Below are 20,988 nucleotides of genomic sequence, written 5' to 3'. Positions count from 1 at the left end.
GCCATGTTCACCATCACCGACATCCACGCGCGCGAGATCCTCGACAGCCGCGGCAACCCGACGGTCGAGGTGGACGTCACGCTGGAGGACGGCTCGATGGGCCGCGCGGCGGTGCCCTCGGGGGCCTCGACGGGCGCCTACGAGGCGGTGGAGATGCGCGACGGCGACAAGGGGCGCTACAAGGGCAAGGGCGTGCGCGAGGCGGTCGAGGCCGTCAACGGCGAGATCATGGGCACGATCACCGGCTTCGACGCCACCGAGCAGCAGGCCATCGACGCCGTGATGATCGAGATGGACGGCACGCCCAACAAGTCGCGGCTGGGCGCGAATGCCATCCTCGGCGTGTCGCTGGCCGTCGCCAAGGCCGCGGCCGAGGCCAGCGCGCTGCCGCTCTATCGCTATGTGGGCGGCACTTCGGCGCGCATGTTGCCGGTGCCAATGATGAACATCGTCAATGGCGGCGAGCATGCCGACAACCCGATCGACATCCAGGAATTCATGATCATGCCCGTCTCGGCGGACAACCTGGCCGAGGCGGTCCGCATGGGCTCGGAGGTGTTCCACACGCTCAAGGGCGAGCTCTCAGCGGCCGGGCTGTCGACGGGCCTGGGCGACGAGGGCGGCTTCGCGCCCAACCTCTCGGGCACGCGCGACGCGCTGGATTTCGTGCTGAAGGCGGTCGAGAAGGCCGGCTACCAGCCGGGCGAGGATATCTGGCTGGCGCTGGATTGCGCGGCCACGGAATACTTCAAGGACGGCGCCTATCACCTTGAAGGCGAAGGCAAGGTCCTCAGTTCCGACGAGAATGTGGACTACCTGACCGCGCTGGTGCGCGACTATCCGATCCTGTCGATCGAGGACGGCATGTCCGAGGATGACTGGGAAGGCTGGGTCGCGCTGACCGAGGCGCTGGGCGACCAGGTCCAGCTCGTGGGCGACGACCTTTTCGTGACCAACCCGGCGCGCCTGGCCGACGGGATCGAGAAGGGCGCGGCCAACTCGCTCCTGGTGAAGGTCAACCAGATCGGCACCCTCTCCGAGACGCTGGAGGCCGTGGATCTCGCGCATCGCAACCGCATGACCTGCGTGATGTCGCATCGCTCGGGCGAGACCGAGGACGCGACCATCGCCGATCTCGCGGTCGCCACGAATTGCGGGCAGATCAAGACCGGGTCGCTGGCGCGCTCGGACCGGGTGGCCAAGTACAACCAGCTGATCCGCATCGAGGAGATGCTGGGCGAGACGGCGCTCTATGCCGGGCGCTCGATCCTGCGGGGATGAGGCGCTGACCGCATCCGGGCGCAGCCGGGCCGCCGCGCCCTCCCCCGCTGTCGCGCCCCTGGCGGAGGGCATGGGGCGGCTGGACCGGCCGGCGCTGGGCATGGTCCTGATGCTGGGCTTTTGCGCCACCGCGCCCTTCTCGGACGCGATGGGCAAGATCGCCGCGCAGGACTTCCCGATCCTGCAACTGGTCGCGATCCGCTTCGTCGTGCAGGCCGCGATCCTGGTGCCGCTGGTCTGGGTGCTCGGGCAATCCTGGCGGATGTCGCGGTTGGGCTGGGGCCTGACCTTGACGCGGACGCTTCTGCAGATCGCGGGCATCTGGCTGATGACCAAGGGCCTGACCTACCTGCCGCTGGCCGATGCCATCGCCATCGCCTTCGTGATGCCCTTCATCCTGCTGCTGATGGGCCACTGGATCCTGGGCGAAACGGTGGGCCCGCGGCGGATGGCGGCTTGCGCGGTGGGCTTCGTCGGCACGCTGATGGTGATGCAGCCCTCCTTCCGGGAGGTCGGCTGGGCCGTCCTCTACCCGCTGGCCGTGGCCTTCGTCTTCGCCGCCTTCATGCTGGTCACCCGCCGCCTGTCGGCCGAGGCCGAGCCGATGCCGATGCAGGCGACCTCGGGGCTGATGGCCCTGGCGGGCCTCGCGGCCGTCTACCTCCTCCTGCCCGATGCCGGGCCGTTCGCGCTGCGTCCCGTCGCGGGCCACCTGCCCATCCTGCTGGCGATGGGCATCGCGGGGACCTGCGCGCATCTGCTGATGACCTGGTCGCTGCGCTTCGCCCCTTCGGCCACGCTCGCGCCGATGCAATATCTCGAGATCCCGATGGCCGCGCTGATCGGGCTGGCGATCTTCGGCGACTGGCCCAACGGGCTGGCGCTGGCGGGGATCGGCGTGACCGTGGCAACCGGGCTCTACATCCTCTGGCGCGGGAGGGCCGCATGACCGCCGACGACATCATCGCCATGCTGGGGCTCGCGCCGCATCCCGTGGGCGGCTGGTACCGCCAGACCTTCGCCTCCGACGCGCCCGGGAGCGACCGGCCCGCCGCCACCGCGATCCATTTCCTGCTCAAGGAGGGCGAGGCCAGCCACTGGCACCGCGTGGATGCCGACGAGATGTGGTTCTGGCATTCCGGCGCACCGCTGGTCCTGTCGGTCTCGCCCGACGATCTGGGCCCGGCCCGGGCCCTCGTCCTCGGCCCCGATCTCGAGCGGCAGGCGCTGCAGGGCTTCGTCCCCGCGGGCCACTGGCAGGCCGCGCGCACGACCGGCGCCTGGACGCTGGTCAGCTGCGCCGTGGCGCCGGGCTTCCGCTTCGACGGGTTCGAGCTTGCCGCGCCGGGCTTCGACATCCCGCCGGGGCCTTGAGCGCATGGACCTTCTCGCCCTCGCCTCCCTCCTCCTGGTGCTCGCCGCCGGCTTCGGCGCAGTGAACGCGCTGGTGCTGCGCCTGCCCTCGGCCATCGGAATCCTGGTCGTGGCCCTGGCCGCCTCCTTCGCGATCATGGTGCTTGATATTCTCCTGCCGGGCCTCGGGGTCGCCGGCGAAGTCCGCACCGTCGTCCTGGAGTTCGAATTCTCGGAGACGCTGCTCGAGGGGATGCTGGGCCTTCTGCTCTTCGCGGGCGCGCTGCATGTGAAGCTGGCCGATCTCAAGCGCGAATGGCCGCTCGTCCTGCTGATGGCGACGATCGGGGTGGCGCTGTCGACCGCTATCGCCGGGGTGGGCTTTTCCTGGATCACCGGCGCGCCGCTGCTGATCGCGCTGGTCTTCGGGGCGCTGATCTCGCCCACCGACCCGGTCGCCGTGCTGGGCGTGCTGCGCGCGGCGAAACTGCCCAAGACGCTGGAGACCAAGATCGCGGGCGAATCGCTCTTCAACGACGGCGTGGGCTATGTCGTCTTCCTGGTACTGGTCGGGCTGGCCTATCCCGCGGGCGACGATCATGGCCGGGGGCTCTCGGGCGCGGCGACCCTGTTCGCGCAGGAGGCGTTCGGCGGCGCCGCGCTGGGGGCGGCGCTCGGCTTCGTGGCCTTCCGCGTCATGCGCCGCATCGACGACCCGCCGATCGAGGTGCTGATCACGCTGGCCCTGGCCTTCGGCGGCTACCAGCTCAGCCTCTGGCTGCATGTCTCGGCCCCGATCATGGCGGTGGTGGCCGGGCTGCTGATCGGCGATGTCGGCACGAAATACGGGATGTCCAAGGCGACCCGCGCCCATGTCGACACGTTCTGGACGCTGATCGACGAGATCCTAAACGCCGTCCTCTTCCTGCTGATCGGCGTCGAGGTCTTCGCCGTGGCCTTCGACGCGAGCTACCTCCTGGCCGGTCTCGCCGCGATCCTGCTGCACCTGCTGGCGCGCTTCGCCGCCGTGATCGTGCCGGTCACGCTGCTGCGTCCCTTCGGGCGCGATTTCGAGGCCGGGCTGACGCGGATCATGACCTGGGGCGGGCTGAAGGGCGGCATCTCGGTCGCGCTGGTCCTGTCGCTGCCGGAGGGCGAATGGACGCCGGTGATGCTGACCGCGACCTATATGGTCGTGCTGTTCTCGATCATCGTGCAGGGCCTGACGGTCGCGCCGCTGGCCGCGCGGTTGAACGGCACGGGATCGTGACGACGGATCGCCCGGCGCGGCGCTAGAATAGTCGGGCCCGTCCCCGCAGGAGTTCCCCGCCGATGTCCCTGTCCGCCGCCACGACGGCGCCGCTCTCGCGCCGGCTCAGCCTGGTTCTGTTGCGCGTCACGACCGGCTTCCTGCTCATCTGGTTCGGGCTCGACAAGATCGTGTCGGGCTCCGCCCCGCTCTTCGTCCGCCGCGCGTTTGAGCTCTCGGACGGCGCGGCGGCGACGATCGGCCTGCTGACCGGCGGGGCCGAGGTCGCGATCGGCGGGCTCTGCGTGCTGGGGCTGTTCCGTTCGGTGGCGCTGCCGTTGCAGGCCGTCATCAACGGCATCACGGCCGCCGGGGTCTGGTGGGCGATCGTCGATCCGTTCCGGTGGTGGGTGACGGGCGTGGACCGGATCGTGTTCAACAGCCACGTCTTCTATCCGACCAGCATCACCTTCGCGGCCTGCCTGCTGCTCATCGCATTCCGGGCCGAGGATCGCTTCGCGCTCGACACGCTGCGCGCGGGCGCGCGGCGTCAGGCCTCCAGTTCGGCATCCCAGTAGAGGAAGTCCATCCAGCTTTCGTGCAGGTAGTTTGGCGGGAATTTCCGGCCCATGTTCATCAGCTCGCCCGGGCCCGGCTGGCGCGGCGGCTTGCGCAGGTGGAAGCCCACCTGCTTGAGCGAGCGCGACCCCTTCCTGAGGTTGCAACGCCCGCAGGCGGCGACGACGTTTTCCCAGCTGGTGATCCCGCCCCGCGCGCGCGGCACGACATGGTCGAAGGTCAGGTCGCCCTTCGAGCCGCAATACTGGCAGCAGAACTCGTCGCGAAGGAACAGGTTGAACCGCGTGAAGGCCACGCGCTTCTGCGGGGCGACGTAATCCTTCAGCACCACGACGGAGGGGATGCGGATCGTCATCGAGGGCGAGCGCACCACCTCCTCGTATTCGCTGACGATGGTCACGCGGTCGAGGAAGGCCGCCTTCACCGCGTCCTGCCACGGCCAGAGCGACAGCGGGTAATAGCTGAGCGGACGGTAATCGGCGTTCAGCACCAGGGCGGGGAAATGCTTCAGCCCCGCCGGGTCGCGCGTGAACTCGGTCCGGAAATCGGTCTGGTCGGCTTCGGTCAAGGCGTTCATCCGGTCGCTTCCCTGATCGGAGAGCGGCCCGCCCGGCCCTCGGGCGCGCGGCCCTCTAAGCCGGACTATATATGGGGAAGGACCGCAGGCAAGCCTCAAGATGCTGCCGGGCGAAGGCGGGTGAAAGCCGGTGGCGGCGCGGCCCGCCGCGCCGGGCGCCGCTCAGGTCTCGATCCCGAAGACGTCGCGCAGGAAGGCCAGCGCGACCTGCAGCCCGTCGGGCGCGATGCCGTGGCCGGTGCCCTTCATCACATGGGCATAGACCTGCTCGAACCCCGCGGCCTCCAGCGCCTCGGCGGCATGGGGCAGCGACTGGACCGGCACGACCTCGTCCTGGTCGCCATGCACGAGCAGGACGGGCGGTTTGGTCGCGGCCTCCTCGGTCAGCTCCTCGGGCTTGAGCAACCGCCCCGAGAAGCAGACGAGGCCGGCATAGCCGGGTGTGCTGCGCGGGCCGACATGCAGCGCCATCATCGTGCCCTGGCTGAAGCCGAAGAGCACCGTCTCGGCCTGCGAGACGCCCTCGGCCGCCATGACCTCGTCCAGCCAGGCGGTCAGGTCGGCGACCGCGCGGTCCATCCCCTGCTCCGCCGCCTCCTCGGAGGAGCCGTCGATCCAGGGGATCGGGAACCACTGAAACCCGCCGGGCAGACCGGGCAGCGCCTCGGGCGCATCGGGCGACAGGAAGGCCGTGTCGGGCAGATGCGGCATCAGCGGATCGGCGAGCCCGATCAGGTCGGCGGCATTGGCGCCGTAGCCGTGCAGGAACACCACCAGCCGCTTGGGCGCCTCCGGCCCCCGCCGTTCATGTCTCAGCGTCACGCGATGCCCTCCCGTTCCTTGGCCACGCGGTAGTAGGACCACAAAAGCCGCGCCGCAACCGCACGCCAGGGCGACCAGGCCTCGGCCATCTCGCGCAGCGCGCGCTCCTTCGGGCGGTCGGGCAGCTCGAACAGGATACGGGCCGATTCCTGCAGCGCCAGATCGTTGGGCGCGAAGACATCGGCATGGCCCAGCGAGAACATGGCGTAGATCTCGGCCGTCCAGCGCCCGATCCCGGGCACCTCGACCAGCGTGGCGACGACCTCCTCGGTGGGCGCGTCGCGCAGGGCGTCGAAATCGATCCCCGCTTCCGCCAGCGCCCGCAGGTAGCGGACCTTCTGGCGGCTGAGCCCGCAGGCGCGCATCGCCTCGTCTTCGAGCCGCAGCGCGGTCTCGGGCTCGTGCAGCCCCGCCGCCTCGCAGCGCGCGAGGATGGCGCGCGCGGCGGCGACGCTGACCTGCTGGCTGACGATGGCGTTCAGAAGCGCCGGATAGCCGTCGCCGCGCCGCCGCAGCGGCAGCGGGCCCGTCACCTCGAGTGCGCGGGCGAAGCGCGGCTCGGCCGCGGCCAGCCACTCGGCCCCGCGGGCGACGTCAGCCTCGGTCTCGATCCGCATGCCGGCGGAGGAAGGCGAGGGCGTGGTCGATGTCATGCGTCTCCTCTCCCCCCGGCGGGGGCGGTCTGTCGATCAGGTGGACGGCTACCCCGAGCGTGTCGGCCGCGTCCAGCTTCGCGCGGTCGCCGCCCGCGTTCTTGGCGACGAGATGGGTGATCGCGTGCTCGCGCATGAGCGCCGTCTCGGCGGCGATGGCGCCGGGCAGCCCGGTGAGCCACGTCACGCCCGGCTGCGCGGGCGCCGGATCGACGCGCCGGCAGATCAGGTGCAGCCCGCGGCCGAGGAATGGCGCGACCGATCCCGGCCCAGTGGCCAGTAACACGCGCGCGCCGGCCGGCAGGGCGGCGGCGCAGCGCGCCGCGTCGGGATGCGCGGTCCAATGCGGTGCAAGGGGCCAGGGCGGGCGGGAGAGCCGCAAATAGGGCGTTCCGGTCTCGGCGCAGAGCCGCACGGCCCGCGCCGTCATCGCCTGCGCGAAGGGATGGGTCGCATCCAGCACCGCCCGCGCCGCGCCCAGCGCCGCGCGGAAACCGTCCTCGCCGCCGAAGCCGCCGACGCGCGTGGGCACGCCCAGATCGGCGGGTGCGGCGGTGCGCCCGGCCAGCGAGGCCAGAACCGGCAGCCCGGCGGCGCGCGCCAGCACCGCCCGCGCCTCGCGCGTTCCGGCCAGCACGAGGACGTGGCCGCGCTCAGCCGGCATGGGCCAGCACGGTGCCCGCCCGGTCGATCACGACCACGTCGACCTCGGCGTCGATCACCTCGCGGATGCGGGCGCGGGCGCGTGCGGCCACGATGGGGGCCAGCCCGGGCGCGCGGGTAACGGCCTCGAGCGCGGTGTTGCAGCCCGTCAGATCCTGGCCCGCCCAGTCCGAGAGCGCGGCGAAATCCACCTGGCTGCGGGCCGAATGCAGGTCCATCGCGCCCTGCGCCAGCTTCGTCAGCTTGCCGATCCCGCCGCCCACGGTGACGCGCGGGATCGGGTGCCGGGCGAGGTATTTCAGCATCCCGCCCGCGAAATCGCCCATGTCCAGCATCGCGTGGTCGGGCAGCCCGTGCAGCGCCTGGACCACCCGCTCGGAGGTGGCGCCGGTGCAGCCCGCGACATGGGTCAGCCCACTCGCGCGGGCCACGTCCACGCCCCGGTGGATCGACGCGATCCAGGCCGCGCAGGAGAACGGCCGGACGATCCCCGTCGTCCCGAGGATCGACAGCCCGCCCGCGATGCCCAGCCGGGGATTCCAGGTGCGCTCCGCGATTTCGGCCCCGCCGGGGATGCTGACGGTGATCTCGATATCGGGGCGGCGCGCGTGCCGGGCGGCGACCTCGGCCACGATCTCGTCCATCATGGCGCGCGGGACCGGGTTGATCGCGGGCTCGCCCACCGCGATGGGCAGGCCGGGCTTGGTCACGCGCCCCACCCCTTCGCCCGCGCGGAACAGGACGCCGCCAGCGGAGGCCGCGACCCGCACGCGGATCGTCGCGCCATGGGTCACGTCGGGGTCGTCGCCCGCGTCCTTGATCACCCCCGCCTCGGCCCAGCCGTCGCCAACCGCGCCGCCCACGACCGCGAATTCGGGCGTCTCGCCCTTCGGCAGCGTGATCGAGACCCGCTCCGGCACGCCCGCGCCCCACAGCCCTTCGAGCGCCGCCTTGCAGGCGGCGGTGGCGCAGGCGCCGGTGGTCCATCCCCGGCGGAGCTTCGGTGTCTCGCCCATGCGCCAAGCCATGCCACGGCGCCCGGGCGCCGCCAATGGTCGCGCGCCGTCTTTCCACGCGCGCCGCGGGGTGGCATGGAGGGGCATGACCGATCTCCCGTCCTCCCATGACTGGCCCCGGATGCAGCCCGGCTGGGTCTGGCTGTGCGGGGCGGGTCCGGGCGACCCGGGGCTTCTGACGCTGCACGCGCTCAACGCGCTGCGGCAGGCCGACGTCATCGTCTACGACGCGCTGGTTGGCGAGGCGGTGCTGGACTGGGCGCCGCAGGCCGAGCTGATCTATGCCGGCAAGCGGGGCGGCAAGCCGTCGGCCAAGCAGCGCGACATCTCGCTGCGCCTGGTCGAGCTGGCGCGGGCCGGGCGCCGGGTGCTGCGCCTGAAGGGCGGCGATCCCTTCGTCTTCGGCCGCGGCGGCGAGGAGGCCCAGACCCTGGTGCAGCACGGCGTGCCGATCCGCATCGTGCCAGGCATCACCGCGGGGATCGCCGGGCTGGCCTATGCGGGCATCCCGGTGACCCATCGCGACGTGAACCAGTCGGTCACCTTCGTCACGGGCCACGATGCCAGCGGCAACGCCCCCGCCGCGCTCGACTGGGCGGGGATCGCGCGGGGCAGCCAGGTCATCGTAATCTACATGGGCATGAAGCATATCGGCCAGATCGCCGCCCGGCTGATCGAGGCCGGGCGCGCGCCCTCCGAGCCGGTCGCCGTCACCACGACCGCGACGCTGGAGGGCCAGCGCACCATCGAGACGACGCTCGCGCGGGTCGAGGCCGATATCGCCGCGGCGGGGCTGGAGCCGCCCGCGATCATCTGCGTGGGCCTCGCGGTGGCGCTGCGCCAGGCGCTGGACTGGCAGGCGCAGGCCCGCGGCGAGGGCCCGCGCGACACCGACCCGCTGGATCGGCGCCGTCCGGCGGAAAGCGCGTGACCCGCGGCCCGCGCCCCGCGCGCCGGTCGATCCATGAATCCGCTGCCGCGCGGCGCGACCTGTCGCCGCCGCATCGCGCCGCATCCGGAGGCCGATCATGCCGGGCCTGATCCTCGCCGCCCCGAGCTCCGGCGCGGGCAAGACGACCGTGACGCTGGGCCTTCTGCGCGCCTTCCGGGACCGGGGCGAAGCGGTCCGGGGCGCGAAATCCGGACCCGACTATATCGACCCCCGCTTTCACGAGGCCGCCTGCGGCGCGCCCTGCCCCAATCTCGATGCCTGGGCGATGACGCCCGAGGCCATCGCGGGCCTCGCCGCCGGGCCGGGCCTTCTGCTGATCGAGGGCGCGATGGGCCTTTTCGACGGCGCGCCGCCCGCGGGCCGCGGGTCGGTGGCCGATCTCTCGCGGATGCTGGACCTGCCGGTGGTGCTGGTGGTCGACGCGGCTCGGATGGCCCAGTCCATCGGCCCGCTGGTCGCGGGGTTCGCGGGGCACGATCCGCGGGTTCGGGTCGCGGGCGTCATCCTGAACCGGGTGGGGTCCGACCGGCACGAAACGATGCTGCGCGCCGCCTGCCCCCTGCCCGTCCTCGGCGCCGTTCCGCGCGACCCGGGCCTCGCCGCGCCCGCGCGCCATCTGGGGCTGGTCCCGGCGGGCGAGCGGCCCGATCTCAACGCCTATCTCGCCCATGCCGGCGCCACCATGGCGCGCGATGTCGACCTAGAAGCGCTGGCGGCGCTCGCCGCCCCCCTGCCCGAGGCGGCGCCGCCCGTCTTCGCCCCGCCGGCGCAGCGCATCGCAATCGCCCGCGACGCCGCCTTCGCCTTCGCCTATCCGCATCTCTTGGACGGCTGGCGCCGCGCGGGGGCGGAGATCGTCGCTTTCGCCCCGCTGGAGGACGAACCCGCCCCGGAGGCCGATCTCGTCTACCTGCCCGGCGGCTATCCCGAGCTTCATGCCGGGCGCATCGCCGCCGCCGGGCGCTTCCTCGCCTCGCTCAAGGACCGTCCCGTCTTCGGCGAATGCGGCGGCTACATGGTGATGGGCGACGGGCTGGTGGATGCCGAGGGCACCCGTCACGCGATGGCGGGGCTTCTGCGGCTGGAGACCAGCTTCGCCGAACGCCGGCTGCACCTGGGCTATCGCCATCTGCACGCGTTGCACGGCCCGTTCGCGGGGCATTGGGCGGGGCACGAATTCCATTACGCCACGACGCTGCGCGCCGATGGCCCGCCGCTTTTCGAGGCCGCGGATGCCGAGGGCGTGGCGCTGCCGGCGATGGGCCTGCGCGACGGCGCGGCCATGGGGTCCTTCGCGCATCTGATCGCGCCGGAGGCGATGTAGCGGCACAAAGCCGCTCTGGTCCGGGCGCGCGCCGCGGGCTAGACGATCCGCATGACGGCCATCCCCGACACCCCGCTCGCGGACACCCGCGCCAAGCGCAACGTCGCCGTACTTGTCGCCGCGCAGGCGATCCTCGGCGCGCAGCTTCCGGCGAATTTCGTCGTGGGCGGGCTGGCCGGCATGACGCTCGCGCCCACGCCGCTGCTGGCGACGCTGCCGATCAGCCTGATCGTCTTCGGTTCGATGACGACGGCGCCCTGGATCAGCCCGCTGATGCAGGCGAAGGGCCGCCGCTTCGGCTTCGTGCTGGGCGCCCTGGCGGGGGCCTGCGGTGCGGCGCTGTCGGTGACGGGGCTTCTGTTCTCCAGCTTCCTGGTCTTCCTGGCCGGCGCTTTTCTCACCGGCATCTTCATGTCGACGCTGGGCTTCTACCGCTTCGCGGCGACCGACACGGCCTCGGACGCGTTCCGGCCCAAGGCGATCAGCTACGTGATGGCGGGCGGGCTGATCTCGGCCTTCATCGGGCCGCAGATCGTCAAATGGACCGCGGATGCCACGGTGATCCCGTTCCTCTACACCTATGGCGCGGTGATCGTGCTGAATCTGCTGGGCCTGTGGCTGTTCTTCCTGCTCGACATCCCGAAGCCGCCCAAGCCCGCCCATGACGCGCCGCGCGGGCGCACGCGGCTGGAGCTTCTGCGCGAGCCGGCGATCGTCGTGTCGGTGATCTGCGCGATGGTCAGCTACGCGCTGATGAACCTGGTGATGACCTCGACGCCGCTGGCCGTCGTGGGCTGCGGCTTCGCCACGGCGAACGCGGCCGATATCGTCTCGGCCCACGTCATCGCGATGTACGCGCCCAGCTTCTTCACCGGCCACCTCATCGCGCGGTTCGGCACGACGCGGATCATCGGCGCGGGCCTTCTGGCGCTGGCCGCGGCGGGCGGCGTCGCGCTGACGGGGGTCGAGCTGGTGAATTTCTACGGCGCGCTGATCCTGCTGGGGCTCGGCTGGAATTTCGGCTTCATCGGCGCGACCGCCATGCTGACCGCCAATCACCGCCCCGAGGAGCGGGGGACCGTGCAGGGCCTGAACGACCTGATGGTCTTCGGGATGGTCACGCTGGCCTCGCTGTCCTCGGGCGGGCTGATGGGCTCGGCCGGCGATGCGGTGTCGGGCTGGACGGCGGTGAACCTCGCCATGCTGCCCTTCCTGACGCTGGCCGGCGCCGCGCTCATCTCGCTGAAGCTGCGCACGCGGGAGGCCTGACCGGGCGGGCGGGAGCTTCGCCGCCCAGCCGAGGCTACAAGGCCGGCCCGCTCAGCTCCGCCCCTTCCACGGGACCAGCCAGTTCTCGGCCTTGCGCATCAGGATATCGATGCCGTAGCCGATCAGGCCGATCAGGATGATGCCCATCAGCACGATATAGGTCTGCTGGAACTTGGACGCGGCGATGATCATCATGCCCGCCCCCTTCTGCGCGGCGACCAGCTCGGCGGCGACCACCGTGCCCCAGCACACTCCCATCGCCACCCGCGCGCCGGTGAAGATCTCGGGCAGCGAGTTGGGGATGATGACGTGGCGCAGGATCTGCCACTTGGAGGCGCCCAGCGAATAGGCCGCGTGGACCTTGGTGATGTTCACCCCCGACACGCCCGCCCGCGCGGCGATCGCCATGATCCAGAGCGCGGCGAGGAACAGGAGCACGATCTTGCCCGTCTCCCAGATGCCGAACCAGATGATGACCAGCGGGATCAGCGCCAGCGGCGGCACCGGGCGCATGAATTCGACGATCGGGTCGAACCAGCCGCGGAACCAGCCCGAGAGGCCCATCGCATAGCCCAGCGGGATGCCGACGGCGGCCCCGATGGCAAAGCCCACCAGAACGCGGATCAGCGACCAGCCCAGATGCTCGGCCAGGGTGAAGTTCTGGTAGCCGTCCGAGGCGATCTCGATGAAGGCGGCGACGACCTCCTCGGGGGCGGGCAGCCAGATCGACTCCATCTGCAGGCCCGTCGCGGGCGCGACGTTGAGCGAGCCGCGCGGTGTCATCGTCACCGAGGCGCGCTCGACCTGCACGGTCTGGCCCGGCGCGATGGGCTGGCCCTCGACGGCCACGACTTCGACGCCTTCGCCGTCGTTGCGCGTGACGCGGAACAGCTCGGACCGGTAGGCCCCGATCAGGCCCGCGTCGTTCTTGGCGAAGCCGTCGCCCTCGGGGATCTGTGGCGCTTCGACATCCGCCCCGACCTCGTGGACGATGAAGGTGACCATCGCGTCGTCGGTCGCGCCGCCGGCATCCTGCGCCGTGTAGGTGAAGCTCGACTCGCCCGTGAAGGCCCCGGGCACGTGGATTGGCGCCCATCGCGAGCCCGTGAAGGCCCCCCAGAGCAGGAAGATCACCACGACCGAGATGATCGAGGCGGCGCGGTTGGGGCGCACGGCGGTCTCGTCGCCGAAAGTTACCGTCTTGAGCGCCGTGAAATCCCGGGGCTTGCGGTTGCGCGTGGCGAAGCCCACCGCGACCATCGAGGCGATGAAGAGCGCGACATAGAGGGCGAGAAGGATCAGTCCGGTCATGTCAGGCGTTCTCCGTCCGGCCCATGATCTCTTCTTCCATCTCCCAGATCATCGACAGGATCTCCTCGCGGCGTTGGCCGAATTCGGGCATCTTCTTCACCTCGCGCAGATCCGCGCCGACCCCGGCCTCGGCGAAGGGCAGGCGGTATTCGCGGTGGATGCGGCCGGGCCGCGGGGCCATGACGATGAGCCGCTCGCCCAGAAGCAGCGCCTCCTCGACGGAGTGGGTGATCAGGATGACGGTCTTGCCGGTCTCCTTCCAGAGCCGCAGCACCAGGCCTTGCATCTTCTCGCGCGTCAGCGCGTCGAGCGCGCCCAGCGGCTCGTCCATCAGGATCACGTCGGGATCGTTGGCGAGGCAGCGCGCCAGCGCCACGCGCTGCTGCATCCCGCCCGACAGCTCGTAGATGGCCTTATCCTTGAAATCCTTCAGCCCCGTGATCTCGAGCAGGTGATCGGAATTGGCGCGCCGTTCCGAGGCGGGGGTGCCCTTCATGCGCGGGCCGAACTCGACATTCTCGCGCACGCTCATCCATTCGAAGAGGGCGCCTTGCTGGAACACCATGCCACGCTCGGCATCGGGCCCCTTCACTTCGTGCCCGTTCAGCACGATCCGCCCCTCGGTCGGCGCGAGGAAGCCCGCCACGATGTTGAGAAGGGTGGTCTTGCCGCAGCCCGACGGCCCCAGCACGCTCATCAGCTCGCCCGCCTTCAGATCCAGCGAGACGTCCTGAAGCGCCTGCACGAAACTGCCATTGGGCAGGTCGAACCGCATCGAGATGTTCTCGATCGACAATCCCGTCATGGGCGGGCTCCGTTTCTCGTTGGTCTGTCCGTCCCGGGGGATCCGGGGGCGGCGCACCGCCCCCGGGGCATGGTCATCGGGTCACATGGCCTGCGCGGTGGAAAGCGGGCCGGTATCGACCGCGTTCTCGTAGGTATCCAGCGCCTCGGGGATCGAGCCGGCCTCGGTGAAGACGCCCGCGACGCCCTTCATGAAGTTCTGCGCGCCGCCGCCGAGCCACTTCTCGGTCAGCTGCTCCTCGACCGAGGGGAAGACGAAGGTCGCCATCGTGTCGCGGGTCGCCTGCTCGTCCATGCCCGCATCCTGCGCGATCACCGGGATCATCGCCTCGGCCTCGGGGCCGCCGGCGTTCCAGGTGGCGTTGGCCTCGGCCGTCACTTCCAGGAATTTGGCCAGCAGGTCCGGGTTCTCGGCCACGAAATCGGCCGGCGCCGAGGTCACGTCGAAGACCAGGATGCCCAGCTCTTCCTTCTCGGCGCCGGTCAGCAGAACGTTGCCATGCTCCTTCATGCGGCGCAGCGCCCCGCCCCAGCCGCAGGCCATGTCGAGCGAGCCCTGCGCCAGCGCCGCGGCGCCCTCGGCGGGGGCCATGTCCACGACCTCCATGGTCGAGATGTCGACGCCGAAATGGTTCATCTGGCTCAGGAAGCCGTAATGCGCCGCGGTGCCGATCGGCACGGCCACGCGCTTGCCGGCGAGGTCGGACGCGGTGTCCTTGTCGATCTCGAGCGCGGAGGCGACGACGCAATTGTCGTTGTCGGAATAGCTGACGGCCACGTCCACGGCCTTCAGGTCCTGCCCGGCAGAGGTCGCGACGACGAAGGGCGGCACGCCCTGACTTACGGCGATCTGCACGTCGCCCGAGGCCATCGCGGCGGACATCGCGGTGCCGGTGTCGAAGGCCACCCAATTGATGTCGACGCCCATCTCCTCTTCGTAGGTGCCCGCGACCTTTGCGGCCTGGAACGGCATCGGCCATTCGAGGAAATAGGCGACGGTGATCTCGGTCATATGCGCGTCGGGCAGCGCGCTCTGGGCGCCGGTCAGCGCGGTCAGGGCGGCGGTCGCGCCCAGCAGTTTCGATTTCAGGGTCATGATGACGTCTCCCGGTTGGTGTTCGGCTTTGGACGGCATCGATGCGGCCATCCTTGGCGCGGTCGCAGCCATGGGCGCGCGATCACGCAGGGGAAGCCTAGGCGGGGGCGAAGCGATCTGACAACCGACCGGGGGTTCTGGACTTAACACGCGGGGGCCTCTGGCCTCATTCCCGTGGGCGCGGATCGGCGCGTATTAACCTTAACGTCAAGAAAACGCCGCCTTTCCCGCCGTTCTTCCGCCCGATGCCCTTCCCAGGAGCGATGCCACCATTCATCAAAAGGCCTGCCGAAATGCCCGATCCCATCCAGCCCTCCTTCCTCGAAGCCGAATCCGGCGCCGTCACCGTCGACTGGGTCGTGCTGACCGCCGCCCTCGTGGGCCTCGGCCTCGCCGTGATGGGCGTCGTCTCGACCGGCGTGCAGGACGTCTCGGGCGACATGCAGAGCCAGCTGGAAGCCGACGACATCATCGCGACGTCGTTCGGCGCCATCGCCGATGCCGCGGGCTCGGCCTACTCCGCCTTCAACCAGCTGCACTACGACGGCCAATACAGCGGCCTGATGACCTATGCGGATGGCGTCGGCGGCGCCTACGCCTTCTCGGACGCGGACGTCCTGGCTTTCGTCGCCAGCGGCGCGGCCGACGCCGCCGAGGCCCTCAGCTCGGGCAATCAATCCCTGGCGCAGGAATACATCGACTACGCCGCGGCCTCCCGCGACGTCGCCGTCGCGCGCGGCATCGAAATCCCGGAGGAGCACGCGACGATTGATGCGACCATCGCCGCCTATCACGAGGCCTACCCTGAAGGCTGATCCCTTCCATATCTGGCCATAGGGCCAGCCCCGCGCTGGCCCTATCCGCCCCTTGCAATCCATGTGCTTATCCGGCGATCGTAAACGACACGCGCCCGCGCGGCGCGACCGCGCCCCGGAGGTTGCATCATGGATCACCTGACCCCCAACGACATGTCCGCCGTGGTCGAGGCCGACCGCGCGCATATCTGGCACCACCTGATGCCGCACAAATCGCTCGAGACGACCGATCCCCGGATCATCGTCGAGGGCAAGGGCATGCGCGTCTGGGACCAGCACGGCAAGGAACATCTCGACGCCGTCTCGGGCGGGGTCTGGACGGTCAACGTGGGCTACGGGCGCGAAAGCATCGCCAACGCCGTGCGCGACCAGCTGGTGAAGATGAACTTTTTTGCGCAGACGCTGGGCTCGATCCCCGGCTCGCGCTTCGCCGAGCGGCTGATCGCCAAGATGCCGGGCATGAGCCGCGTCTTCTATGCAAATTCGGGCTCCGAGGCGAACGAGAAGGCGTTCAAGATGATCCGCCAGATCAGCCATCGGCAGCATGGCGGGCGGAAGTGGAAGATCCTCTACCGCGAGCGCGACTATCACGGCACGACCATCGCCAACCTCTCCGCCGGCGGACAGGACGAGCGCAACGCGCAATACGGGCCCTTCACGCCAGGCTTCGTGCGGGTGCCGCATTGCCTGGAATACCGTGCCTCCGACCAGGGATGGGGGGACCTGTCGGGCGAGGATTACGGCCGCCGCGCCGCCGACGCCATCGAGGAGGTCATCCTCGCCGAAGGTCCCGACACCGTCGGCGCGCTCTGCCTCGAGCCGATCACGGCCGGCGGCGGCGTGATCGTGCCGCCCCCGGGCTACTGGGAGCGGGTGGCCGAGATCGTGAAGAAATACGACCTGCTGCTGCATATCGACGAGGTCGTCTGCGGCGTGGGCCGCACCGGCGAATGGTTCGGCTACCAGCATTACGGCATCCAGCCCGATTTCGTGACCATGGCGAAGGGCGTCGCCTCGGGCTACGCGGCGATCTCCTGCATGGTGACGACCGAGGCCGTGTTCGAGATGTTCAAGGATAAGCCCGACGACCACCTGGGCTATTTCCGCGACGTCTCGACCTTCGGCGGCTGCACCGCGGGCCCGGCGGCGGCGCTGGAGAACATGGCGATCATCGAGCGCGAGGACCTGCTGGCCAATTGCGCCGCGATGGGCGAACGGCTGGTGGGCAATCTCGAGGCCCTTTCCGAGAAACACGCGGTGATCGGCCAGGTGCGCGGCAAGGGGCTTTTCGCAGGCGCCGAGCTCGTCTCCGACCGGGCCGCGAAGACGCCGGCCGACGAGGCGAAGGTGAAGGCCGTCGTCGCGGATTGCATGCAGCAGGGCGTCGTGATCGGCGCCTCGAACCGCTCCCTCCCCGGCTTCAACAACACGCTCCTGTTCAGCCCGGCGCTGATCGCCACGGCGGACGATATCGACGCGATCACCGCCTCGGTCGATGCCGCGCTGGGCCGCGTCTTCGGCTGACGGCCCTTGCACCAACGCGGGAATGGGATAAGTCCAGGCTGAGCCGCCGATAGGTCCAGCCATGCCCATTCCCGTCGAGACCTTCCAGCTCGATCCCGCGCATCCCGGCACCCTGCAGCGCCAGCTGCAGGAGCTGGTGACCGCCGGCATCCTGTCGGGACGGCTGCGGCCCGGCGACCGCATGCCCTCGACCCGCGGGCTGGCCCGGCATCTGGGCATCAGCCGCATCACCGTGACGCTGGCCTATACCGAGCTCGTCGCGGGCGACTACCTGACGGCGCGAGGCCGCTCGGGCTATTTCGTGTCCGAGACCGCGCCGCAGCCGCCGGTCTTCCCCGACCCGCCCGAGCCGGTGCCGAGCCAGGTCGACTGGACCCGCGCCATCGGCCAGCGCTTTCCCGAGGCGCCCGTCCTGTCGCGCCCGGAGGATTGGCGCCGCTACCGCTACCCGTTCATCTACGGCCAGACCGATCCGCGGCTCTTCGATCATTCCTCCTGGCGGCGCTGCGCGTTGCAGGCGCTGGGCGCGCGGGATTTCGAGGTCCTGACGGCCGACAGCTACGGGCGCGACGACCCGCAGCTTCTGGACCAGATCACCCGCCAGATCCTGCCGCGCCGCGGCATCCGGGCCGAGCCCGGCCAGGTTTTGGTTACGATGGGGGCGCAGAACGCGCTCTGGATCGTGGCGCAGATCCTGCTGACGCAGCGGCGCAACGCGGTGATGGAGCATCCCTGCTATCCCGCGCTGCGCGAGGTGCTGCACCTGTCGCGCTGCAACACCGCCGCCGTCGAGGTCGACGCGCAGGGCCTGCCGCCCGATGCCGTGCCGGCCGGGACCGACGTCCTGTTCGTGACGCCGTCGCATCACTGCCCCACCTCCGCGACGATGCCGCTGGAGCGACGGCGCGCCTTGCTGGAGCGGGCCGAGCGCGACGATTTCATCGTCGTCGAGGACGATTACGAGTTCGAGCTGGCCTTCGCCGCCTCGCCCGCGCCGGCGCTCAAATCCCTCGATACCGGCGGGCGCGTGGTCTATATCGGCAGCTTTGCCAAATCGCTCTTCCCCGGTCTGCGGCTGGGCTACATGGTCGCACCCGAGCCGCTGATCCGCGAGGCGCGGACGCTGCGGTCGCTGATCCTGCGCCACGTGCCCGGGCACACGCAGCGCGCCGCCGCCTATTTCCTGGCGCAAGGCCATTACGACGCGCAGGTCCAGAAGATGGCGCGCGCCTATCGCGACCGCCGTTCCGTGACCGAGGCCGCCATCGCCGAGCACGGGCTAAGCCTCGCCGGGGCGAGCAATTTCGGCGGCTCCTCCTTCTGGATGCGCGCGCCCGACGGCGTGCGATCCGACGAATTGGCGGCGCGGCTGCGCGAGCGGCAGGTCCTGATCGAGCCGGCCGGCGCCTTCTTCGGGCCGGGGCGAGATCCGGGCACGCATTACCGGCTGGCCTATTCCTCCATCGCCAGCCCCGACATTCCCGAGGGCATCCGCCGCATCGCCGAGGCCGGGGCGGAAATGCGCTGACCCGCTTGCCGGCATGAGGCGGGCCGCTACCTCCCCGACATGACACCGAAGCCCCATCAATTCTGGCTCGACGCGCTGGCCGCAGGCCTGATCCTCGCGACCGCCGAAGTCTGCGCGCTGGTCTGGTTCGACATCGGCCGGCTGGGCTCGCTCTTCGCGACGGTAGAGGGCGGGCAGATCGCGCTCTGGGTGCTGTGGGTCGCGCTGGTCTCGGTGATGACGCCGGCGGCGGCGGCGACGCGGCTTCTGGCGATCCGCGACCGCAATCACGATCCCGACCGCGACTGACGCTCGGGCAGGACTGGCCCTAAGACCGCGTTGCGTCTGGCCCTACGCGCGCATCTCCGGCAAGACTACCGAAGCGGCGAAGCCGCCAGGGGAGGACGCGCCATGAAGATGACCACCGAGGAAGCCTTCGTCAAAACGCTGCAGCGTCACGGGATCCGTCACGCCTTCGGCATCATCGGCTCGGCCATGATGCCGATCTCCGACATCTTCCCCTCCGCCGGCATCACCTTCTGGGACGCCGCGCATGAGGGCTCGGCCGGGTTCATGGCCGACGGCTACACCCGCGCCACCGGCGAGATGTCGATGATGATCGCCCAGAACGGCCCCGGCATCACCAATTTCGTGACCGCGGTGAAGACCGCCTACTGGAACCACACCCCGCTCCTGCTGGTCACGCCGCAGGCCGCCAACAAGACCATCGGCCAGGGCGGCTTCCAGGAGGTCGAGCAGATGAAGCTGTTCGAGGACATGGTCGCCTACCAGGAGGAGGTGCGCGACCCGTCCCGCATCGCCGAGGTGCTGGCGCGCGTGATCTCGAAGGCCAAGCGCCTTTCGGGGCCCGCGCAGATCAACGTGCCGCGCGATTTCTGGACCCAGGTCGTCGATATCGAGATCCCCGACCCGATCGAATTCGAGGTCTCGCCCGGCGGCGAAAACAGCGTGAAGACCGCCGCGCAACTGATTGATAGTGCGAAGAACCCAGTCATCCTGAACGGTGCGGGCGTGGTGCTGTCCGAGAGCGGGATCGCCGCCTCGATGGCGCTGGCCGAGCGGCTCGATGCGCCGGTCTGCGTCGGCTATCAGCACAACGACGCCTTCCCCGGCACCCACCCGCTTTTTGCCGGCCCGCTGGGCTATAACGGCTCGAAGGCGGCGATGGAGCTGATCCGCGACGCCGATGTCGTCCTGGCGCTCGGGACCCGGCTGAACCCCTTCTCGACCTTGCCGGGCTACGGGATGGATTACTGGCCGGCGGATGCGAAGATCATCCAGGTCGACATCAACCCCGACCGGATCGGGCTGACGAAGAAGGTCACCGTCGGCATCGTCGGCGACGCGGCCAAGGTCGCGCATGGCATCCTCGCGAACCTGTCCGACCATGCCGGCGACCACGAGCGCCAGGCGCGCCGCGACCGGATCGGGCAGGTGAAATCGGCCTGGAAGCAGCAGCTCGCCTCAATGGATCACGAGGAGGACGATCCCGGCACTACCTGGAACGAGCGCGCCCGCGCCGCCAAGCCCGACTGGATGAGCCCGCGCATGGCGTGGCGCGCGATCCAGTCCGCCCTGCCGCGCGAGGCGATCATCTCCAGCGACATCGGCAACAACTGCGCCATCGGGAACGCCTATCCCGATTTCGACGCGGGCCGGAAATATCTTGCCCCCGGCCTCTTCGGGCCCTGCGGCTACGGCCTGCCCTCGATCGTGGGCGCCAAGATCGGGCAGCCGGACGTGCCGGTCGTGGGCTTCGCGGGCGACGGCGCCTTCGGCATCGCGGTGACCGAACTGACCGCGATCGGCCGCGAGGAATGGCCCGCGATCACGCAGGTCGTGTTCCGCAACTACCAATGGGGCGCCGAGAAGCGGAACTCGACGCTCTGGTTCGACGACAATTTCGTGGGCACCGAGCTCGACACCAAGGTGAGCTATGCCGGCATCGCGCAGGCCTGCGGCCTGAAGGGCGTGCAGGTCCGCACCATGGAGGAGACGACCGAGGCGCTGCGCGAGGCGATCCGCGCGCAGATGCAGGACAACACGACCACGCTGATCGAGGTCATGCTCAACCAGGAGCTGGGCGAGCCCTTCCGCCGCGACGCGATGAAGAAGCCGGTGCGCGTGGCCGGCGTGGCGGCGGCGGACATGGCGGCGGAGTGATCCCGGAGG

The 20,988-nt window shown here is 70.2% G+C and carries 21 protein-coding genes; 13 read left to right on the top strand and 8 right to left on the bottom strand.

Annotated features, from left to right (window positions below; translation table 11 throughout):
* The first annotated feature begins 3 nt into the window (after nucleotides 1–3).
* From eno to P8627_RS15845, 5 genes are all read left to right on the top strand, one after another.
* Nucleotides 4–1,281, top strand: coding sequence for a phosphopyruvate hydratase (gene eno, locus P8627_RS15865; protein ID WP_279965223.1), 1,278 nt, complete (start codon nucleotides 4–6; stop codon nucleotides 1,279–1,281).
* Nucleotides 1,282–1,351: 70 nt separating this feature from the next.
* Entirely contained in the window at nucleotides 1,352–2,230 is an 879-nt protein-coding gene (locus P8627_RS15860) for a DMT family transporter (RefSeq protein ID WP_279965222.1), read from the top strand.
* On the top strand, nucleotides 2,227–2,655 hold the full coding sequence (locus P8627_RS15855; protein WP_279965221.1) for a cupin domain-containing protein: 429 nt from the start codon (nucleotides 2,227–2,229) through the stop codon (nucleotides 2,653–2,655). Before P8627_RS15860 ends, P8627_RS15855 begins: the two co-directional genes overlap by 4 nt.
* Before the next feature lie 4 nt (nucleotides 2,656–2,659).
* Nucleotides 2,660–3,904, top strand: a complete 1,245-nt coding sequence (locus tag P8627_RS15850; protein WP_279965220.1) for a cation:proton antiporter — start codon at nucleotides 2,660–2,662, stop codon at nucleotides 3,902–3,904.
* Nucleotides 3,905–3,966: 62 nt separating this feature from the next.
* Nucleotides 3,967–4,461, top strand: coding sequence for a hypothetical protein (locus tag P8627_RS15845; RefSeq protein ID WP_279965219.1), 495 nt, complete (start codon nucleotides 3,967–3,969; stop codon nucleotides 4,459–4,461).
* Here the strand turns inward: P8627_RS15845 and P8627_RS15840 are convergent.
* From P8627_RS15840 to P8627_RS15820, 5 genes are all read right to left on the bottom strand, one after another.
* The gene (locus P8627_RS15840; protein ID WP_279965218.1) at nucleotides 4,434–5,039 is read right to left on the bottom strand and encodes an HNH endonuclease; all 606 of its coding nucleotides are present in this window, start codon (nucleotides 5,037–5,039) and stop codon (nucleotides 4,434–4,436) included. The two genes, P8627_RS15845 and P8627_RS15840, sit on opposite strands and share 28 nt — an antisense overlap.
* 162 nt (nucleotides 5,040–5,201) lie before the next feature.
* Nucleotides 5,202–5,855 (bottom strand): alpha/beta hydrolase, encoded by a 654-nt coding sequence (locus P8627_RS15835; protein WP_279967500.1) that lies wholly within the window; start codon nucleotides 5,853–5,855, stop codon nucleotides 5,202–5,204.
* Between the two features lie 2 nt (nucleotides 5,856–5,857).
* Nucleotides 5,858–6,478: a DNA-3-methyladenine glycosylase family protein gene (locus P8627_RS15830; protein WP_279965217.1), complete on the bottom strand. Its 621-nt coding sequence runs from the start codon at nucleotides 6,476–6,478 to the stop codon at nucleotides 5,858–5,860.
* A complete protein-coding gene (locus tag P8627_RS15825) occupies nucleotides 6,456–7,178 on the bottom strand; it encodes a precorrin-6A/cobalt-precorrin-6A reductase (RefSeq protein WP_279965216.1) in 723 nt (240 codons plus the stop codon). The genes P8627_RS15830 and P8627_RS15825 overlap by 23 nt, the downstream gene beginning before the upstream one ends.
* Complete coding sequence (locus P8627_RS15820; RefSeq protein ID WP_279965215.1) at nucleotides 7,168–8,193, bottom strand: cobalt-precorrin-5B (C(1))-methyltransferase; 1,026 nt, start codon at nucleotides 8,191–8,193, stop codon at nucleotides 7,168–7,170. Before P8627_RS15820 ends, P8627_RS15825 begins: the two co-directional genes overlap by 11 nt.
* A gap of 85 nt (nucleotides 8,194–8,278) precedes the next feature.
* Here P8627_RS15820 and cobA point away from each other — a divergent pair, with 85 nt between their 5' ends.
* The 3 genes from cobA (at nucleotide 8,279) to P8627_RS15805 (ending at nucleotide 11,738) form a co-directional block, all read left to right on the top strand.
* The gene (gene cobA / locus P8627_RS15815) at nucleotides 8,279–9,124 is read left to right on the top strand and encodes a uroporphyrinogen-III C-methyltransferase (RefSeq protein ID WP_279965214.1); all 846 of its coding nucleotides are present in this window, start codon (nucleotides 8,279–8,281) and stop codon (nucleotides 9,122–9,124) included.
* Between the two features lie 97 nt (nucleotides 9,125–9,221).
* Nucleotides 9,222–10,469 carry a cobyrinate a,c-diamide synthase gene (locus tag P8627_RS15810; RefSeq protein WP_279965213.1) on the top strand — a complete coding sequence of 416 codons (1,248 nt, stop codon included), beginning with the start codon at nucleotides 9,222–9,224 and terminating at the stop codon, nucleotides 10,467–10,469.
* 51 nt (nucleotides 10,470–10,520) lie between these two features.
* Nucleotides 10,521–11,738 (top strand): MFS transporter, encoded by a 1,218-nt coding sequence (locus tag P8627_RS15805; protein ID WP_279965212.1) that lies wholly within the window; start codon nucleotides 10,521–10,523, stop codon nucleotides 11,736–11,738.
* A 51-nt stretch (nucleotides 11,739–11,789) separates the two neighbouring features.
* Here the strand turns inward: P8627_RS15805 and P8627_RS15800 are convergent, their stop codons facing one another.
* From P8627_RS15800 to P8627_RS15790, 3 genes are all read right to left on the bottom strand, one after another.
* Entirely contained in the window at nucleotides 11,790–13,040 is a 1,251-nt protein-coding gene (locus P8627_RS15800) for an ABC transporter permease subunit (RefSeq protein ID WP_279967499.1), read from the bottom strand.
* A gap of 10 nt (nucleotides 13,041–13,050) precedes the next feature.
* Nucleotides 13,051–13,854 carry a taurine ABC transporter ATP-binding protein gene (locus P8627_RS15795; RefSeq protein WP_279965211.1) on the bottom strand — a complete coding sequence of 268 codons (804 nt, stop codon included), beginning with the start codon at nucleotides 13,852–13,854 and terminating at the stop codon, nucleotides 13,051–13,053.
* Between the two features lie 81 nt (nucleotides 13,855–13,935).
* Nucleotides 13,936–14,949 (bottom strand): taurine ABC transporter substrate-binding protein, encoded by a 1,014-nt coding sequence (locus P8627_RS15790; protein WP_279965210.1) that lies wholly within the window; start codon nucleotides 14,947–14,949, stop codon nucleotides 13,936–13,938.
* 293 nt (nucleotides 14,950–15,242) lie between these two features.
* On the opposite strand from P8627_RS15790, the gene P8627_RS15785 reads away from it, so the two are divergent.
* The 5 genes from P8627_RS15785 to xsc all read left to right on the top strand — a co-directional run bounded on the left by P8627_RS15785 (nucleotide 15,243) and on the right by xsc (nucleotide 20,979).
* A complete protein-coding gene (locus P8627_RS15785; protein WP_279967541.1) occupies nucleotides 15,243–15,764 on the top strand; it encodes a hypothetical protein in 522 nt (173 codons plus the stop codon).
* Nucleotides 15,765–15,893: 129 nt separating this feature from the next.
* A complete protein-coding gene (locus P8627_RS15780; RefSeq protein ID WP_279965209.1) occupies nucleotides 15,894–17,288 on the top strand; it encodes an aminotransferase family protein in 1,395 nt (464 codons plus the stop codon).
* Nucleotides 17,289–17,349: 61 nt separating this feature from the next.
* Nucleotides 17,350–18,816, top strand: coding sequence for a MocR-like pyridoxine biosynthesis transcription factor PdxR (gene pdxR / locus P8627_RS15775; RefSeq protein WP_279965208.1), 1,467 nt, complete (start codon nucleotides 17,350–17,352; stop codon nucleotides 18,814–18,816).
* A gap of 39 nt (nucleotides 18,817–18,855) precedes the next feature.
* Complete coding sequence (locus P8627_RS15770; protein WP_279965207.1) at nucleotides 18,856–19,104, top strand: hypothetical protein; 249 nt, start codon at nucleotides 18,856–18,858, stop codon at nucleotides 19,102–19,104.
* A 102-nt stretch (nucleotides 19,105–19,206) separates the two neighbouring features.
* A complete protein-coding gene (xsc, locus tag P8627_RS15765; protein WP_279965206.1) occupies nucleotides 19,207–20,979 on the top strand; it encodes a sulfoacetaldehyde acetyltransferase in 1,773 nt (590 codons plus the stop codon).
* Nucleotides 20,980–20,988: the final 9 nt, after the last annotated feature.

This window comes from Jannaschia sp. GRR-S6-38, assembly GCF_029853695.1.
GTDB classification, from domain to species: Bacteria; Pseudomonadota; Alphaproteobacteria; order Rhodobacterales; family Rhodobacteraceae; genus Jannaschia; species Jannaschia ovalis.
Note: the sequence above shows the minus strand (reverse complement) of the source record. Positions and strands in the feature narration are given on the sequence as shown.